This window comes from Micromonospora sp. NPDC005197, assembly GCF_040608295.1.
Classification (GTDB): domain Bacteria; phylum Actinomycetota; class Actinomycetes; order Mycobacteriales; family Micromonosporaceae; genus Micromonospora.
Map to the genome: position 1 here is coordinate 1 of NZ_JBEXHY010000069.1, position 15,979 is coordinate 15,979.

The 15,979-nt window shown below is 74.6% G+C and carries 19 protein-coding genes; 11 read left to right on the forward strand and 8 right to left on the reverse strand.

All coding sequences use genetic code 11. The features are described 5' to 3' along the window. Nucleotides 1–44 precede the first annotated feature (44 nt). Complete coding sequence (locus ABZU46_RS20945; protein ID WP_354860319.1) at nt 45–815, forward strand: class I SAM-dependent methyltransferase; 771 nt, start codon at nt 45–47, stop codon at nt 813–815. 39 nt (nt 816–854) lie between these two features. Here ABZU46_RS20945 and ABZU46_RS20950 read toward each other — a convergent pair whose 3' ends face one another. Both ABZU46_RS20950 and ABZU46_RS20955 read right to left on the reverse strand, forming a co-directional pair. Continuing rightward, nucleotides 855–1,805, reverse strand: coding sequence for a DUF3500 domain-containing protein (locus ABZU46_RS20950; protein WP_354860321.1), 951 nt, complete (start codon nt 1,803–1,805; stop codon nt 855–857). A gap of 32 nt (nt 1,806–1,837) precedes the next feature. Further along, nucleotides 1,838–2,230 carry an ankyrin repeat domain-containing protein gene (locus ABZU46_RS20955; protein ID WP_354860322.1) on the reverse strand — a complete coding sequence of 131 codons (393 nt, stop codon included), beginning with the start codon at nt 2,228–2,230 and terminating at the stop codon, nt 1,838–1,840. Between the two features lie 64 nt (nt 2,231–2,294). Here ABZU46_RS20955 and ABZU46_RS20960 point away from each other — a divergent pair, with 64 nt between their 5' ends. The 9 genes from ABZU46_RS20960 (at nt 2,295) to ABZU46_RS21000 (ending at nt 8,150) form a co-directional block, all read left to right on the forward strand. After that, nucleotides 2,295–2,672 carry a signal peptidase I gene (locus ABZU46_RS20960; RefSeq protein ID WP_354860324.1) on the forward strand — a complete coding sequence of 126 codons (378 nt, stop codon included), beginning with the start codon at nt 2,295–2,297 and terminating at the stop codon, nt 2,670–2,672. Nucleotides 2,673–2,786: 114 nt separating this feature from the next. Further along, on the forward strand, nt 2,787–3,242 hold the full coding sequence (locus ABZU46_RS20965) for a cysteine dioxygenase family protein (RefSeq protein WP_354860325.1): 456 nt from the start codon (nt 2,787–2,789) through the stop codon (nt 3,240–3,242). 44 nt (nt 3,243–3,286) lie between these two features. Beyond that, entirely contained in the window at nt 3,287–3,775 is a 489-nt protein-coding gene (locus ABZU46_RS20970) for a rhodanese-like domain-containing protein (protein WP_354860327.1), read from the forward strand. 51 nt (nt 3,776–3,826) lie between these two features. Next, complete coding sequence (locus ABZU46_RS20975) at nt 3,827–4,405, forward strand: winged helix-turn-helix domain-containing protein (protein WP_354860329.1); 579 nt, start codon at nt 3,827–3,829, stop codon at nt 4,403–4,405. A gap of 259 nt (nt 4,406–4,664) precedes the next feature. Then, nucleotides 4,665–5,267 (forward strand): winged helix-turn-helix domain-containing protein, encoded by a 603-nt coding sequence (locus ABZU46_RS20980; RefSeq protein WP_354860331.1) that lies wholly within the window; start codon nt 4,665–4,667, stop codon nt 5,265–5,267. Between the two features lie 44 nt (nt 5,268–5,311). Further along, on the forward strand, nt 5,312–5,956 hold the full coding sequence (locus tag ABZU46_RS20985) for a uridine kinase (protein WP_354860332.1): 645 nt from the start codon (nt 5,312–5,314) through the stop codon (nt 5,954–5,956). Between the two features lie 155 nt (nt 5,957–6,111). Beyond that, nucleotides 6,112–6,510, forward strand: coding sequence for a TraR/DksA C4-type zinc finger protein (locus tag ABZU46_RS20990; RefSeq protein ID WP_007459738.1), 399 nt, complete (start codon nt 6,112–6,114; stop codon nt 6,508–6,510). Between the two features lie 48 nt (nt 6,511–6,558). Further along, a complete protein-coding gene (locus ABZU46_RS20995) occupies nt 6,559–7,431 on the forward strand; it encodes a DUF72 domain-containing protein (RefSeq protein ID WP_354860334.1) in 873 nt (290 codons plus the stop codon). 290 nt (nt 7,432–7,721) lie between these two features. Beyond that, nucleotides 7,722–8,150, forward strand: a complete 429-nt coding sequence (locus ABZU46_RS21000) for a DUF2267 domain-containing protein (RefSeq protein ID WP_354860335.1) — start codon at nt 7,722–7,724, stop codon at nt 8,148–8,150. Between the two features lie 43 nt (nt 8,151–8,193). On the opposite strand, the gene ABZU46_RS21005 is transcribed toward ABZU46_RS21000, so the two are convergent. Next, nucleotides 8,194–8,973: a DUF72 domain-containing protein gene (locus ABZU46_RS21005; RefSeq protein WP_354860337.1), complete on the reverse strand. Its 780-nt coding sequence runs from the start codon at nt 8,971–8,973 to the stop codon at nt 8,194–8,196. A gap of 346 nt (nt 8,974–9,319) precedes the next feature. Here ABZU46_RS21005 and ABZU46_RS21010 point away from each other — a divergent pair, with 346 nt between their 5' ends. Beyond that, nucleotides 9,320–10,594: a cupin domain-containing protein gene (locus ABZU46_RS21010; protein ID WP_354860338.1), complete on the forward strand. Its 1,275-nt coding sequence runs from the start codon at nt 9,320–9,322 to the stop codon at nt 10,592–10,594. 159 nt (nt 10,595–10,753) lie between these two features. Here the strand turns inward: ABZU46_RS21010 and ABZU46_RS21015 are convergent, their stop codons facing one another. The 5 genes from ABZU46_RS21015 to ABZU46_RS21035 form a co-directional block, all read right to left on the reverse strand. After that, nucleotides 10,754–11,416: a hypothetical protein gene (locus ABZU46_RS21015; protein ID WP_354860340.1), complete on the reverse strand. Its 663-nt coding sequence runs from the start codon at nt 11,414–11,416 to the stop codon at nt 10,754–10,756. Continuing rightward, entirely contained in the window at nt 11,413–14,088 is a 2,676-nt protein-coding gene (locus ABZU46_RS21020; RefSeq protein WP_354860342.1) for an FtsK/SpoIIIE domain-containing protein, read from the reverse strand. Before ABZU46_RS21020 ends, ABZU46_RS21015 begins: the two co-directional genes overlap by 4 nt. Then, nucleotides 14,081–15,166 carry a hypothetical protein gene (locus ABZU46_RS21025; RefSeq protein ID WP_354860343.1) on the reverse strand — a complete coding sequence of 362 codons (1,086 nt, stop codon included), beginning with the start codon at nt 15,164–15,166 and terminating at the stop codon, nt 14,081–14,083. Before ABZU46_RS21025 ends, ABZU46_RS21020 begins: the two co-directional genes overlap by 8 nt. Before the next feature lie 6 nt (nt 15,167–15,172). Beyond that, a complete protein-coding gene (locus tag ABZU46_RS21030; protein WP_007076395.1) occupies nt 15,173–15,433 on the reverse strand; it encodes a hypothetical protein in 261 nt (86 codons plus the stop codon). Nucleotides 15,434–15,585: 152 nt separating this feature from the next. Then, complete coding sequence (locus ABZU46_RS21035; protein ID WP_234582026.1) at nt 15,586–15,966, reverse strand: hypothetical protein; 381 nt, start codon at nt 15,964–15,966, stop codon at nt 15,586–15,588. Nucleotides 15,967–15,979: the final 13 nt, after the last annotated feature.

The following is a 15,979-nucleotide window of genomic DNA, read 5'->3' on the forward strand; positions in this document are numbered from 1 at the left end:
AAATCGGTTGCCCGCCGTCCGGCCGGACGGCGAGGCTGACCGCCATGAGCGCCGAACGTGATGCCGAGGAGTTGATCGCGGAGGCGGCCGCCGCGCCGGTCGACGGCTGGGGCTTCGACTGGCTGTCCGGTCGGGCCACCGAGGAACGTCCACCCTGGGGGTACGCCGGGTTGGTCGCCGAACGGATGGCGCGCGCCGACGCCGCGCTGGACGTGGACACCGGTGGCGGCGAGGTGCTGGCCGAGATTCCGTACCCGCCGAAGGTGTTGGTGGCGACCGAGGCGTGGCCGCCGAACGTCGAGGTCGCCCGGCGGACCCTGCGCCCGCTCGGAGCGACGGTGGTGGCGGTCGCCCCCGACTCGGCGCTGCCGTTCCGGGACGGGTCCTTCGACCTGGTGGTCAGCCGACATCCGGTGCGCACCGACTGGGCCCAGACGGCCCGGGTGCTGCGCCCCGGCGGCACGTTCCTGTCCCAGCAGATCGGTCCGGGCACCATGCGTGAGCTGAGCGAGGCGATCCTCGGCCCGCTGCCTCCGCCGGACGGGCGGCACCCCGCCGCCGCGGTCGCCGCGGCCGAGGCCGCCGGGCTGCGGGTGGTCGACCTGCGCCGGGCCACGCTGCGCGCGACCTTCCACGACATCGGCGCGGTCGTCTGGTTCCTGCGCAAGGTGGTCTGGACGGTGCCGGGCTTCACGGTGGACCGCTACCGCCCCGAACTGCTCGCCCTGCACCGCCGCATCACCGCCGAGGGCGCCTTCGTCGCCCACGCCCGACGTTTCCTCATCGAGGCCACCCGCCCCACCTCGACGCGCTGATCATGACGGTTGCCGGGGCGTCGCGCCCCGGGGTACGGGTCAGTGGGGGTGGGCCTGGTGGTGGGTTGCCAGGATGTCGGCGCCGAAGTCGCTGGCGGGGCGGCGGAGCACGGTGTGCGCATGGTTGCCGTCGTCGCTTGTGTTGTCGTACTCGATCAGCAGGTCGTCGCCCTGCACCCGGTAGTAGTGCCGCTGGCCGGGCCTCGTCGGGCCGGCCCAGGCGAAGTGCAGCTGGCCGCCCTCGACGCGGGCCGCCTCCTGCACGGCCAGTTCGGGAGGCAGCCGGTCCAGGTAGAGCGCGACGACCTGGTCGAGCAGCGCGCGGCCGGTCGGGCCGAGCCGGTCGGCCGGCACGCCGAGCGGTTCGAGGGGCCCGTCGACCCGCCCGCGGGTGGCGCTGATGATGTCCGTCGGCGCCTCGTCGGCGATGATCGCGGCGGCCCGCCCGGCCGGCCCGAGCGCGTCGAGCAGGGCGCGGGCCAGGTCCTCCTCGGCAGCGAGCGGTCGGGAGATGGTGTGCCCGGCGTAGCGCACCGCCGCCGGGTTGGCGCCGAAGAAGATCGGCGCGGGGGAGACCTGGTCGTCGACCACGGTCATGGTCACCGACAGGTGGTGCCCTTCGAGCCGCCACGCCCAGCGGTCGTCGCGGGCCGGGTCACCGAACACCGCGATCCAGTAGTCGCCGCTGTGCCGCCCACGGTGCCAGCCCTCGGCGCGGTCGAGGACCTCCTCCAGCGCGATGATCGCCATGGCCTGCGCGTACGCCGACGGGCTGAGCGCGGTGGCCAGGAGCCGGTGCGCGGCCTTGCGTCCGGCGACGTCCAGCTCGGCCAGGCAGACGCCGGGGCGGGGGCGGGGCCGGTACTCCAGCCAGCGGCGGGCCGACTCGTCGTCGAACGGGTACACGGCGCCGATGCGGGTCGCGGGGTCGAGCGCGGCCAGCAGCGCGGTGCCGGCGGCACGCATCTGTTCGGGCAGGGGATCTTCCACCGACCCTGTATACCGGCCCGTCGGGTGCCGCGTCAGCCGGCCCGCAGCAGCGCGGCCATCTCCGGCAGGTCGAAGAACTGCGCGGTCTCGGCCGCCGACGGGTTGCCGTGCGCCGGATCGGCCCCGGCGGCGAGCAGCGCGCGGACGGCGTCGGCGCTGCTGCGGAAGACCGCGGCGGCGAGTGCGGTCTGACCTCGGTCGTTGGTACGGGTGTGGTCCGCGCCGCGGGCCAGCAGAGCGGCCACCGTGTCCGGGTGGGCGTGGTAGGCGGCCAGGATCAGCAGCGTGTCGCCCTTGTCGTTGGTCAGGTTGACCGGCAGACCGGCGTCGACCTGGGCGGCCAGCTCCTCGGTGGAGCCCGCGCGGGCCAGGTCGAACATCCGGTGCGCGAACGCCAGGGTCTCGGCGTCAAGGTCATCGGTCACCGGTCCAGGGTAGCCGCCGAGGTCCTGATAGGTTGCTCGGCCGACGCGGTGGGGGAGGGGTCCGATGGGTGAGACGGTCTACGTGGGCAACGCGGGCGTCGACGGCGTCGGCAACGGTGGCTGGCTGCTCGGGCACTTCGCGCCGCCGGACGAGATCCGGCACAGCACCGACGTCGAGGTGAAGTGGGGCGTGCACCCGCCCGGGGAGGCCCGCGCGCGGTGGGCGACCGGCGAGCGTCGGACCACCCTGTTGGTGCTGGTCGACGGGTGCTTCCGGGTGGAGCTGCCGGACCGGACGGTCCGGTTGGCCGCACCCGGCGACTACGTGGTGTGGGCGCGGGGCGTGGATCATTCCTGGTACGCGGAGCGCGCCTCGGTGGTGCTGACCGTGCGCTGGCCGTCGCTGCCCGGCTACCGGGTGGGCCCCCCGGTTCTGCGCTGAGCCCGAGCGGTCGCCTGCTCGCCTCCCGGCATGTGGAATTACCTACTAAACCTATAGGCTTTGCCGGCTAGAGTACGGAGGCACCCCGCCGAACGACCCGCTGAGGAACCACCGATGACCCACGATCGCCCGGCACCCGACCTGCTCGCCGTCGCCGCCCGGTGGGCCGACCCGGCCGGCTGGCCGGTCGCACTGCGCTTCGACCCCACCGAGCGCTGGTACGCCCGGCTCGCCACCGCCGACGACCACGAGGTGTGGGCCCTGAGCTGGCTGCCCGGCCAGGGCACCGACCTGCACGACCATGGCGGCTCCGCCGGCGCGTTCCGGGTGGTCGCCGGCGCCCTCACCGAGGAGACGGTCAGCGGTGCGGCGCTGCGCCCTCGTCTGCTGCCCGCCGGCGCCGCCCGCCGCTTCGGCCCCCGCCACGTCCACCAGGTCACCAACCGTGGCCCGGTGCCGGCGGTCAGCGTGCACGTCTACCGGCCGGCGCTGCGCCGGATGACCCGCTACGACCTCCTCGACGGGCGCCTGCGGGTCGCCGAGGTCGCCGAGGCTGGCCGGTCCTGGTGAGCCTCTCGTTCGCACCGCCCTCTCGTCACCGGAAGGAATCGATAATGCAGGTCACCGCCGAGCACTGTCCGGCACCCGTGCCACCGCCGGGCTCCCGGGGCATCGACGAGATCCTGGCCGCCGCGCGAGCCCGCCTCGACCGACTGGACCCGGAGCGGGCGCACCTGGCGTGCCGGGCCGGCGCATTGCTTGTCGACATCCGGCCGGCCGCCCAGCGCGCCGCGCACGGCGTCGTGCCCGGCTCGCTCACGATCGAGCGCAACGTGCTGGAGTGGCGCTTCGACCCGCGGTGCCCGGCCCGGCTGCCCGAGGCGGTCGACTACGACGTGCCGGTGGTCGTCATCTGCCAGGAGGGCTACACCTCGTCGCTGGCCGCCGCCGCGTTGCAGGACATTGGCCTGCACCGGGCCACCGACGTCGACGGCGGTTTCGCCGCCTGGCGCATCGCCGGCCTGCCGGCGCTCGGCCCCACCCCGCTGCACCGCGCATCCCCCCTCGCGCCCCCGGTCACCGCCGGCTGGGCACGCCGCTGACCCCCACGCCGCGCCGGGCGTGGCGGGCGTACCGCCATCTCAGGAGGCACGATGTCCGTCGTCGCGATCCCCACCCGTCCCTACTCGCCGGGTCACCCGGGCCGGGCCGCCGTCCGCCCGCGTACCGGCCCGACCCTGACCATCACCCTCGACCTGGCCCCCGGGCCGATGAGCCCTCGGTTGGCCCGGCTGGTGCAGCTGCTCGGCGAGCTGGCCGAGGCCGGGGAGGGTCGGCTGCGCCCCGCTGAGGACGTGCCGTCGACGCCGCGACCGCTGTCGCGCCCCGCCACCGCCGAGGTGCCCGCCGCCGACACCGACGGGGCCGACGGGGCCGACGTGCGCATCCTGGCCGGCTCGCGGGTGGTCCGCCTGGGCGACCGGGTGGTCGCGCTGACCCGCATCGAGTACGACCTGCTGCTCTTCCTCGCCGAGCGTCCGCGCCGGGTCTTCACCCGCCTCCAGCTGCTGTCGAACGTCTGGGGCTACGAACACGCCGTGGCCCGCACCGTGGACGTGCACGTCCGGCGGCTGCGCGCCAAGCTGGCCGGGGCAGAGGTGGTCACGACCGTCTACGGGGTGGGTTACCGGCTGGGCGACGAGGCGCGGATCAGCGTCGACCACACCCGCTGAGCAGCGCTCGTGCGGCGGTCCGCAGGCGACGGCGGTGGCATGGTGAACAGGACGGGGACCCCCGTATCGGGGCATCCTGGCGGCTCTGCTGTAATCATCAGGCTTCGTACGCAGAGCGAGCATCCGGCTCCGATGTGTTCGTCAATTGTCACATTCATGCAACGCAGCCGCCTCTTGACCCTCGCCCGGGCGCCCGGAAGCATCGATGAAGCGGCGTCCCGGGCCGTGGGGAGATACCCGGACCAGCCCAAGGAGGACCATGTCGGTCAGCCCCGCCTCGTCGCGCGCCGGATGGCATACGTCCCAACCCGCGGTGCCCGGTCGACCTCCCGGCGGTCAACGCCGCCCGGCGAACACCGCCGCGCCCATGCTCACCGTGACGCTGTCCATCCCGCTGGCCTGTGAGGAGTCGCTGACCCCGCCGGCCCGGCGGCTGCTCGAAGCCGCGCGCGAGATGCTGGAGCGGGGCGAGGGCGTGATCACCTCCGTTCCGGCCGAGCGTCGCGCCGACGGGGTGCCGGCCAACCGGGCGCCCGCCCGAGCCCTCACCCCGACGATCCCCGCCCTGCACATCCTCGCGGCGTCCCGGTCGGTGCTGCGCGACGACGAGCCGCTGCCGCTGACCCGGCTGGAGTTCGACCTCCTGCTGCACCTGGTCGCCCACCCCCGCCGGGTGTTCACCCGGCTGCAACTGCTCAACGCCGTATGGGGCTATGAGCACGCCGGCGTCCGCACCGTCGACGTGCACGTGCGCCGGCTGCGCGGCAAGGTCGGCGTGGACGTTCCCCTGGTCACCACCGTCTACGGCGTCGGCTACCGGCTGGCCGACGACGCCCGCGTCACCGTCGACCGCACCGGCTGACCGTCCGACGACCGCCCGTTCGGCACGCGGGGCAGGATGGTTCGGTGCGCATCCGTCCCATCTCGCCCGACCTGCTCGTCGCCGAACTGACCGGCCGGCTCGACGACGCCTCCCGCACCGTCGAGCCCGCCCGGCTGCGCGTGGCGATCGACGGCGCCCCCGCCGCCGGCCCGGACGAGCTGGCCGCCGCGCTGGTCGACCCGCTGCGCGCCCGGGGCCGCCCGGTCCTGCACGTACGCGCCGCCGACTTTCTCCGACCCGCCTCGCTGCGCTTCGAACTCGGCCGCACCAACCCGGACGCCTACTACGAGGGCTGGAACGACGAGGCCGGCCTGCGCCGCGAGGTGCTCGACCCGGCCGGCCCCGGCGGCGACGGGCGGGTGCTGCCGTCGCTGTGGGACGCCGTCGCCGACCGGGCCAGCCGCGCCCGGTACGTCGACCTGCCACCCGGCGGCGTGGTCCTGGTCAGCGGCGCGCTCCTGCTCGGTGGGGCGCTGCCCTTCGACGTGACCGTCCACCTTCAGCTGTCCCCGGCGGCGCTGCGCCGCCGCACCGGTCCGGCCGACGAGTGGACCCTGCCGGCCTTCGACCGCTACGCCGAGGAGGTGGTCCCCGCCAGCTTCGCCGACGTGGTGGTACGCGCCGACGACCCCCGTCACCCCGCGCTCGTGCAGGCCGGCGGCAGCTGAGAAATCGTCGGTTTGCGTGTCACGTCCGCCGGGTACTCGCCCGGCTCACAGAGCGCGGGTGACCGCCCGCGTACCGGATGCGACCGTTGACCGGGGCCCACGCCGCCGGCACCCGGTTCACCTTGAGCCACCAGGCCCAGGAAAGGCAGGCAGCGATGCTCGTCCACGACACGGTCGGTACGGGCCGATCCCAGACGGAGATCGACCAGATCCGGCACTCCCTGCAGGCGCGTTACGACGAGCTGACCGCCGAGTACGAGCAGGCCGTGCTGCAGAGTCAGGTGCTGCGTCTGGTGGAGGTCGGTGACACCGCCGGCGACGACCAGGCCGACAGCGGCACCAAGACGGCCGAGCGCGACACCGCGCAGTCCCTGCTGCGGACCATCCTCGACCGGCGCACCCAGTACGAGCACGCCCTGGGCCGCCTCGCCGAGGGCACGTACGGCTGGTGCGAGGGCTGCTCGGCGGCGATCCCGGTGGAGCGCCTGGAGATCTTCCCGGCCGCGACCACCTGCGTGACCTGCAAGCAGACCCGCGAGCGGCGGGCGGCCTGAGCGACGGCAGCGGTTGCCGGTCGGTCCACGACACGATGGACTTCCCCCATGGGTGACATCCTGGTGGGCACCGCGTCCTGGACCGACCGCACACTGCTCGACTCGGGCTGGTATCCCCAGACCGCGGACACGCCGGAGAAGCGCCTGGCGTACTACGCCCGGCAGTTTCCGCTGGTCGAGGTGGACGCGACCTATTACTCACCGCCCGCCGAGGCGACCGCACGGCTGTGGGCCGAGCGCACCCCGGCGGGCTTCACGTTCAACATCAAGGCCTTCAGCCTGCTCACCGGGCATCCCACCCGGGTCGGCGCGCTCTACAAGGACCTGCGGCCGGAGACGGACAAGAAGAACGTCTACCCCGACGACCTGCCCGCGCAGGCGTACGAGGAGGTGTGGACGCGTTTTCTGTCCGCGCTGGACCCGCTGGTCGAGGCGGGCAAGCTCGGGGCGCTGCTGTTCCAGTTCCCGCCCTGGTTCACGATCAAGCGGGCCAACAAGCAGTACCTGCTGGAGGTGGCGAAGCGCTGTGCGCCGCTGCGACCGGCCTACGAGTTCCGCCACGCGTCCTGGTTCGACGGCGACAACGCCGACGAGACCCTCGCCTTCCTCAGCGAGCACCGGCTGCCGTACGTCTGTGTGGACATGCCGCAGGGCCACCGCTCGTCGGTGCCCCCGGTGCTGGCCGCCACCGGCGACCTCGCGGTGATGCGCTTTCACGGCCACAGTGACAAGTGGACCAGCAAGGACATCCACGAGAAGTTCGGCTACCACTACTCCAAGCGGGAGCTGGCCGACTGGGCGCCGAAGCTGCGCGAGCTGGCCGACTCCGCCGGGCAGACCCACGTCCTCATGAACAATTGTTACCGGGACTTCGCCCAGACCAACGCGAAAACCCTCGCGAATCTCCTCGACGTCGGCTGACCTCACCCGATCCGGGTGGGGCCGGCTCACCCGCCCGACCGGCACGGTGGACACGGTGGGTACGGCCGCACGGAGGTGGCCGACGCCGGAGAGGACACGGAGGTGACGGGGGATGACGGTTCGAGTGGTGACGGATCGACGGCGGGGCGCCGTCCTGCACGTGGTCGGCACTGCCGACAACACCCGGCGCGCGCCACAGGGCACCCCGGTACGGGCCCGCCGCGGCCCGGTGGGGCCGCCGCGACGCGCTGACGACCGACGGTGGGACACGACGGAACGGGGGTCGACCGATGGCTGAAGCGATGATCTCCGCTTTCGAGAGTTCGCTGGACAAGACGAACCTGATCCTCAAGGACATCGAGAACGCCTACGGGTGGCCGAAGGAGCAGCGCAACCAGTCGTACGCGGCGCTGCGTACCGTGCTGCACCTGCTGCGCGACCGGTTGCCGGTCAACGAAAGCGTCGAGTTCGCCCAGCAGTTGCCGGTGCTGGTCCGGGGGATCTACTTCGACGGCTGGAACCCGTCGGACGTGCCGATCAAGCTCAACCGCGACGACTTCCTCTACGAGGTCCGGCAGGGCTTCCCGTACGACGTCGAGGGCGGCGCGGAGCGGGTGACGCAGGTGGTGCTGGACACCCTGCGTCGGCACGTTACCCAGGGCGAGTGGCAGGACGTGAAGGACACCATGCCGAAGAATCTCGCCACGTTCATGCCGTGACGCCGTGACGCGTGAGCCCGCCCGACGACGCCGTCGGGCGGGCTCAGCGCTCGGCCGCGTCGGCCTCGGCAGCGGAGGGCACCCGCGACACCGGATGACCGGCCGCGCGGGCCAGCGCCGCGAAGGCGACGGCGTCGGTGACGGCCGCGCCGCCGGGGTCGTTGTTGAAATAGACGTACGCCGGCTCGTCCGCGCCGAACGCGTCGGTGAGCCGGCGAACCCACGAGCCGAGCGCGGTACGACCGTAGTGCGGCCACGGTCGGGCCCGCCCCTCGTGCAGCCGCAGGTAGCCAAAGTCGGTGGTACGCCAGCGGGGCGCCACCGGACGACCGAGGCGATCCGCCCAGACCAGCGCGGCCCGCCGCCGTTCCAGGACGGCACGGGTGGCGTCGGTCCACCATGACGGGTGCCGCGGCTCGACCGCCACCCGCACCTGCGCCGGGAACAGCCGCAGCGTCGCGTCGAGCGCCTCGACGTCCGCCCGCAGGTTCGGTGGCAGTTGCAGCAGCACCGGCCCGAGCCGGTCACCGAGGGCCGTGGCCCGGCCGAGGAACCGGGCCACCGGCTCGGCCGGGTCCCGCAGACGTCTGATGTGGGTGAGGTAGCGGCTCATCTTCACCGCCACGCAGAAGTCCGCCGGTGTCCGCGCCCGCCACGCCGCGAACGTCTCCCGCTCCGGCAGCCGGTAGAAGGCGTTGTTGACCTCGACGGTGGCGAAGCCCGCGGCGAAGTGCTCCAACCAGAGTCGCTGCGGCAGCCGCTGCGGGTAGAAGCGGCCCCGCCAGTCCCGGTACTGCCAACCGGAGGTGCCGACCAGGATCACCTCCCCATCCTGACACCGACCGCCACCGCCCGCGAACCGCCCGTGTCGCCCCGGTTCGGCGTCTACGGTGTGGGTTAGAGAAGATCGCGCGTGGGGTACCACCCGCAGCACGACGGACCCCGGCGTACGGCGGGGCGGCACACCCGAGGGAGTACCGATGGCACTCAACGACGATGACATGCAGACCACGGGCGGCGGAGGCATGGAAGGCCCGGCCGACGGTGGAGCGACCCCGGGTCACCAGGACGGCGGCGCCGATGGTGGCGCGGAGGGTCCGGCCGATGGCGGTGCGACCCCGGGTCACCAGGACGGCGGCGCTGACGGCAGCGCCCGGTAACGGACCGTCATGACGCACCTCGACCCGCCGGGCGGCCACGGCCGCCCGGCGGTTTCGTCCTCGGGCGCCGCCGCCGCGCTGGCCCGCTGTGTCTCGGTCGAGCCGGCCAAGTTCGCCGCCGCGCACTGGGGGCACACCCCGCTGCTGTCCCGCGCCGCCGAGCTGCCCGACCCGGCCGGCTTCACCGACCTGTTCAGCCCCGCCGACGCCGACGAGCTGCTCAGCCGGCGCGGTCTGCGTACCCCGTTCCTGCGGGTCGCCAAGGACGGCCAGCTCGTGCCGGCGGCGCGGTGGACCGGCGGCGGCGGCGCCGGCGCGGAGATCGGCGACCAGGTCCTCGACGAGCGGGTCCTGGAGCAGTACGCCGCCGGCGCCACCCTGGCCCTGCAGGGCCTGCACCGGATCTGGCCGCCCCTGGTCGACTTCGCCCGCGACCTGGGCCTCGCGCTGAACCAGCCGCTGCAGATCAACGCCTACCTCACCCCCGCGGGCAGCCAGGGCTTCGCCACCCACTACGACACCCACGACGTCTTCGTGCTCCAGGTCGACGGCCGCAAGCACTGGCGGATCCACCCGCCGGTGCTGCCCGACCCGCTGGAGAAGCAGCCGTGGGGCGGCCGCGCCGACGAGGTTTCCGCCACCGCGCAGGGCCCCGCCGCGCTGGACGTGGTGCTCGCCCCCGGCGACGCCCTCTACCTGCCCCGCGGCTGGCTGCACAGCGCGCAGGCCCAGGACGCCAGCTCCCTGCACCTGACCGTGGGCATCCGCGCGCTGACGCGCTATGCCCTGGTCGAAGAGTTGCTCGCGCTGGCCGCCGAGGACCAGCGGCTGCGTGCCAGCCTGCCGTTCGGCACCGACGTGGCCGATCCCGACGCCATCGAGCCGGAGCTGACCGAGACGGTGGAGGCGCTGCGGGACTGGCTGCTGCGCGCCGACCCGGCCGCCGTCGCGGCGCGACTGCGCCACCGCGCCTGGCCGGCCGCCCGACCGGCGCCGATCCGGCCGCTCGCCCAGGCCGGCGCCGTGGCCACGCTGGACGCCGACTCCCGGCTCACCCTGCGTCCGGGCCTGCGCTGGCAGCTCGTGCCGCACGGGTCGGACCAGGTGGCGCTGCGCCTGTTCGACCGCACCATCACCCTGCCGGCGGACTGCGAGCCGGCGGCCCGCGCCCTGCTGGGCGGGACGGTCACCCGCGTCGGTGACCTGCCCGGTCTGCCCGACGACGCGGACCGGGTCACCCTGGCCCGCCGCCTACTGCGCGAGGCCGTCCTGATCCCGGCCTGACTGAGTCCCACCCCCGGCCTGCCGGGCCGATGTGGCTGACGAGCGGTATACCTCAGAGGCATAAATATGACTCTGAGGTATACCGCTCACCACCGCATTCGCCTCGACGGACGTGACCGACAGTGACCGCCGCCAGCGGGCCCCAGTCGTCGGCTCAGCTCAGCGGCCGAGCACCAGCAGCAGCGCGGTGGCCACCAAGCCGGCGCCGAGCACCACGGTGATCGGGCGCGGGCCGAGCAGCGCGTGCCGGCGGTCGGCCAGCACCCGCGCCGGCACGAGACCGATCAACGGCCCGAGCAGGGTCACCACCAGCGCCAGCACCGGCATCCCGACCGCCAGGTCCCCGCCGTACCCGACGCCGAGCGCCCGCGCGCCGGAGCCCAGCGCGTACGCCACGACCGCGCCGGCCACCCCGCAGAGCGCCAGCAGCGGGTTGACCGAGCTCGGCAGCTCACCGGGCTGCCCGGCCCGGTCGAGCAGGTCCCGGGCCCGGCCGAGCAGCAGCACCGGCTCGCCGGCCGCACTGCCGTTGGTTGGCGCGGGCGGCGCACCGAGACGGCGGGCGCCGAGGCGGGCCCGCACCTGCTGCCACAGGTGCGCCACCTCGGCGTCGACGCGTTCCTGCTCCTCGCGGGCCGCCACCAACTCCTCCTCGGCGCGGCGCACCTGGTCGGCGGCGTCGGCGACGGCCCGCTCGGCCGCCGCGCACTGCCGCTCGTACCACGTGTGCGCCTCGGCACGCTGCTCGCGTACCCGGGCGCTCAGCTCGGCCAGTCGCCGCAGCTGCGCCGTGTACGTGTCACTGGTCACCGGTTGGTTCATCGCGACGGTCCATACGGGATGAGCACCTGGCCGGTGCGGTGCACCGCCCGGTCGAAGAAGAGCCCGCGCCACGGCCGGGGATACCAGTCCGGGCCGCCGGTGCCCGGATAGAGCGAGGCGCCCAACTCGCCGCCGTGCGCGTCAAGCGCCACCCAGGCGCCGATCTGGTCGGTGCGGGCGGCCGGGCCGCCCAGGTCCGCCCGCATCCGCGCCACGCCCCGCCACCAGGCCAGCACGTGGGTGCGCCGCTCCGGTCCGTCGTGCAGGATGCGGCGCAGCTGCTCCAGGCCGGTGCGCCGACCCGTGCGCGCGGCGAGGGCGCCGGCCGCCGCGTCGACCGCGAACAGCAGCAGATAGTGCGGGCTGCCGGGGCCGGACAGCCCGTCGGCCGTCTCGGTCATCAACTCGCCGACGGTCTCCTCGTCGTACCAGGAGGCGTCGTCGGCGAGGTCGTCGTAGAGCGCGCGGGCGATCGGATCGGCGTCCGGGTCGAGGCAGGCGATGGAGAACCGGGCGGTGCCCGGCGGGTGTTGGCGGGCCAGCGACCGGGCGGCCGAGTCGAGCACCGCGCACGCCTCGTCCACCCGTGTGCCCAGCACCGCCAGGTTGCGCCCGGGTGCGCGCGGCAGCCGTAGCGCCGCCGAGCGGGACTGCACGTCGATGATCTCGCCGAGCAGGGCCACCGGGTTGCGCGGCGCGCGGCCGTCCGGCGGCGCGGCGAGCGCCCGGAAGTCCGGGGCCTCGTCCAGCCGGGGGATCGCGTCACCGTCGAAGAGTCGGGCCGGCGCGGCGTCCGGCGGGCGCATCCGCCACAGCCGGTGTTGCAGGCCGCTCCACGTCTCCCAGTCGCTTGCCGACGGGATCCGCGCGACCTCGTTGCCCTCCACCATGCCGGACTCGGCGTTGACCACCGCGTGCCAGCGGGGCAGCGACTGTGCCGCGTCGTTGCGCTCGGCCAGGATCCGCAACGCCTTCGGCAGCGCGATCCGCAACGTGAACTGGGCGACCAGCGCCGGACGGCCCCACAGCGCCTCGATGCCCCGCACGTCCTGCGAGGCGAGCACCAGGTGGATGCCCTGCGACCGGCCGCGGCGGGCCAGGTCCTCCAGCAGGTCGGCGGCCTCCCGCGCGACCACGTCCCGGCCGGCCAGCAGCATCTGGAACTCGTCGACCACGGCGACGATCCGGGGCCAGTGCCCGGTCGGGTCGACCGCGCGCAGCTCGGCCAGCTTGGTCACCTCGTGCTTCTTGGCGGCGTCGGCGCGGCGACGCAGCTCCTCGGTGAGGAACCGCAGCAGCGCCAACCCGAACTCCCGGTCGGTGTTGACGTTGATGCCGACCAGACGCATGTGCGGCAGCCAGCTCGGGTCACGCCGGCCCTGCGCGAACCGGGCGAAGGACACCCCCTCCTTGAAGTCCAGCAGATAGAACTCCAGCTCGGCGGGGGAGTAGCGGGCGGCGAGGGCGCCGATCCACGCGAAGATCAGGTTGGTCTTGCCGGTTCCGGACGGTCCGCCGATCAGCGCGTGCGGTGGATAGTCGCCCAGGGTCAGGCGCACCGGTCGGCCCTGCGGCCCCTCGCCGATCGGGGCGGTCAGCCCGCTGGCCGAGTCCTCCCGCCACATCTGCTCCGGTGGGGGCAGCAGGTCGGCGAACGGGGTCGGCGGCGGGCCGGCGTTGACCTGGGCCGCGATCTCCCGGCAGGTCTCGGTGACCAGCGTCGCCGGTGGCGGCGGGTCCAGCCGGACCGACAGGCCGGACGGGCCGCCGATCCGCGCGCCGGACGCCTCGGTCACCACCCGGGTCACCGTCGGGTCGTCCGGCAGGGGGACGCCCCGGACCACCAGGTGCACCCCGCAGGCGGCGCCGGCGCGGACCACTCGTTCGAGCTGGCCGCGTTCGTGCCGGCTCAGCTCGTCGCCGCCGAGCAGCACCGCCACCCGCCAGGGCTCGGGGCGGCGGCCGGTCGCCGCGGCCAGCTCCCGCAGTGAGCCGTGTTCGCCGGCCAGCACCTTCTCGTTGATGCGGCGGATCTGCTCGACCAGGTCGTCCAGCAGCGGGCCCAACCCGCCCGGGCCGACGAAGGTGAGCAGCCCTGCGGTGCCCAGGGGCGCGAACCCGGCCAGGCCGCCGCCGAGGTGCTCCGGGTCGTACCCGACCAGTCGTACCCCGCCCGGGTCGGCGCGGCCGACGGCCCGCAACAGCAGCGCGGACACGACCGCGTCGCAGCCGGCGCGGTCGTCCCCGGACAGGTGCACGTGCCCGGCGTCGAGGAGCGGCACCAGCGCGGGCACCGGGTCGACGTCGTCGATCCGGACCGTGCCGACCCGCAGCGCACCGGGCGGCTCGGCCCGGCGGGTGGGCGTGGGCGTCCAGCCCGGCCAGTCGGCGCCGGCGCAGCCGGGCGCCTCCCGGCGGGCGGCGTCGGCGGCGTGGCGGGCCAGCTCGGCGATCCCGGTGGCGTGCCGGGCGTCGATCTCGGCGAGGCGACGGTCCCGTTGGGCGCCCACCCGCTGCGGTACGGCGGCGGCCGCCCGCCGGACCCGGGTCAGCCGTTCGCGGCCCGCCGTCAGCTCGGCCTGGGCGGCCGACAACCGGGTACGCGTGGCACCCAGCGCCTCGGAGAGGGTGTCCCGGATGCGGGTGGCGAGCTGGCCACGCCGGTCAGCCATCGGAACCCCGGCGGGCCGGCGCGTCCCGCCACGGACTGCCGGTCCGCGGCGGCAGCCCGGCGCCCCGCTGCGGCACGACGCCGCCGGACGCCTGCCTACCGCTAACCGCGCCAGGACGTGGACCGACGCCGCCGGAGGGTGGCTCGGGGGACCGTGGATTCGCCTTCGCGGAGCGTTGCTCAGCGGGGCGCGGACCCGCGTCGCCGGGGCGCTGGTCACCGGTGGCCTGCGGCGTGCCGGTGCCGACGGGCAGGTCCCGGCCGAGGCGAGCGAGCAGCAGCGCGGTCGCCACGCCGGCGGTGACCGCGGAGTCGGCGGCGTGGGGCGGCTCTCCCGACGCGCGGGGTGGCGGCATCCGGCACACCCGGGTCAGCAGCGTCTCCAGCACCGGCGGCGGCAACCCGGGCAGCAGGTCCCGGACCCGCCCGTCCAGCTCGCCGCGCAGCCGGCCGAGGTCGGCGGCGCGGGGCGGATGCCCCAGCAGCTCACCGGCCAGCTCCCGCAGCAGCGGTGGCGCGAGCGCGGCCATGCCGAGCCCCACGTCGGCGGGCGCCCGCCGCAGCTCGGTGCGCAGCCGGTCCCGGTCACCGGCGCGCACCCCGCCGACGACCCGGCGCAGCAGCTCTTGCGAGTCGCGCAGCCGCTCGTCGGGCTCGTCGGCGCCGCCGTCGCGCCCGCCGGTCAACTCGGCCACGCGCACCGACCACCAGCGACGCATCCGAACCTGCTCGGCCTGCTCGGGCACCACGGTGGTCGGCCCGTGCGGCGGGGCCGCGTCGTGGCGCGGGTCGCGCTGTTGCGGGCGGGGCGGCGGGGCGCCGTCGGCGGCCAGCCCGATCGCGGCCAGATACGCCGACAGCTGCTCCTGCGCCACCCGCAGCGCGTAGTTGGCGCTCTCGGCGTGCTCGGTCGCGGCGGACAGTTCGGGCACCCCCATCGGGTTGGCCGACTCCTGTCGTACCCAGCGCAGCCGTTCCGCGGCCAGGCCGAACTTCTCCAGGGCCTGCCCGAGCAGGCCGACCGGGAACTCCTCGCTGGCCGCGCGGACCTGGCCGCCGATGTCCTCGATGATGGACACGGTGGCCTACAGGGTGGAGACGTAGAGCTGCGCCTGCTCGACCGCGACCAGTGTCGCGGCGAGACACTCCTCCAGCTCCTGGCTGGCCTGGGTCAGCGACGCCTGGGCCGCCTCGACCGTCTCGTGCCCGCTGCCCTCCAGCGCGCCGGCCAGGGTCTGCTGCGCCTCGGCGAGCTTCTCACCGGCCGCCTGGACGGCTGTCTGCCCGTCGCCGATCTGTTGGAGAGCGACATCGATGGCAGCCTTCAGCTCGGCGACGCTCGCCACGGCGGAACCTCCTGGGGGCGGGGAGATCTCCATTAGAGCTTACTGACGTCCATGGGAGAACATCCGCCCTGGCGGTGTTCCTGCCCGACTGACCGTTAACCCACCTGAAGTGCCGGGAGTCCGTTCTGTGGGAGTCCCAGTATGAGAACTTCTCAATTATCGCGGAGCCAGCGCGGGCCGTACACCTCGGCGCCGAGGGCGGTGACCCGCTCGCGCAACTCCCGATCGGCGGTGACGACCAGCCGACGGCGCTGCGGCGCCGCCTGCACCAGCTCGACCACCGTGTCGTCGCCGGAGCCGGGGGCGGAGACCACGCGGACGTCGTCGGTGCCGGGCACGTCCCGGGCAGCGCCCTCGACCACGAGGACCACCTCGACCGGGGCGGTCAGACGGGCGGGCAGGCCCGTGGCGGCCACCGGGGCCAGGGAGTCCCGCAGCCGGGCGGCGGCCCCGGCCCGGTCCCGCCACCATCCGTTCGGGCGCGAGCCCACCACGTTGGCACCGTCCACTATCAGCAGCGGGTTCTCAGTCATGGCGTCAGCCTGC

Coding starts and splice junctions, on each gene's coding strand:
- ABZU46_RS20995 (WP_354860334.1), top strand. CDS start 6,559: ATGGGTGACATCCTGGTGGGCACCGCGTCCTGGACCGACCGCACACTG.
- ABZU46_RS21020 (WP_354860342.1), bottom strand. CDS start 14,088: ATGGCTGACCGGCGTGGCCAGCTCGCCACCCGCATCCGGGACACCCTC.
- ABZU46_RS20980 (WP_354860331.1), top strand. CDS start 4,665: ATGTCGGTCAGCCCCGCCTCGTCGCGCGCCGGATGGCATACGTCCCAA.
- ABZU46_RS21010 (WP_354860338.1), top strand. CDS start 9,320: ATGACGCACCTCGACCCGCCGGGCGGCCACGGCCGCCCGGCGGTTTCG.
- ABZU46_RS20960 (WP_354860324.1), top strand. CDS start 2,295: ATGGGTGAGACGGTCTACGTGGGCAACGCGGGCGTCGACGGCGTCGGC.
- ABZU46_RS21015 (WP_354860340.1), bottom strand. CDS start 11,416: ATGAACCAACCGGTGACCAGTGACACGTACACGGCGCAGCTGCGGCGA.
- ABZU46_RS20990 (WP_007459738.1), top strand. CDS start 6,112: ATGCTCGTCCACGACACGGTCGGTACGGGCCGATCCCAGACGGAGATC.
- ABZU46_RS20975 (WP_354860329.1), top strand. CDS start 3,827: ATGTCCGTCGTCGCGATCCCCACCCGTCCCTACTCGCCGGGTCACCCG.
- ABZU46_RS21000 (WP_354860335.1), top strand. CDS start 7,722: ATGGCTGAAGCGATGATCTCCGCTTTCGAGAGTTCGCTGGACAAGACG.
- ABZU46_RS20945 (WP_354860319.1), top strand. CDS start 45: ATGAGCGCCGAACGTGATGCCGAGGAGTTGATCGCGGAGGCGGCCGCC.
- ABZU46_RS21035 (WP_234582026.1), bottom strand. CDS start 15,966: ATGACTGAGAACCCGCTGCTGATAGTGGACGGTGCCAACGTGGTGGGC.
- ABZU46_RS20965 (WP_354860325.1), top strand. CDS start 2,787: ATGACCCACGATCGCCCGGCACCCGACCTGCTCGCCGTCGCCGCCCGG.
- ABZU46_RS20970 (WP_354860327.1), top strand. CDS start 3,287: ATGCAGGTCACCGCCGAGCACTGTCCGGCACCCGTGCCACCGCCGGGC.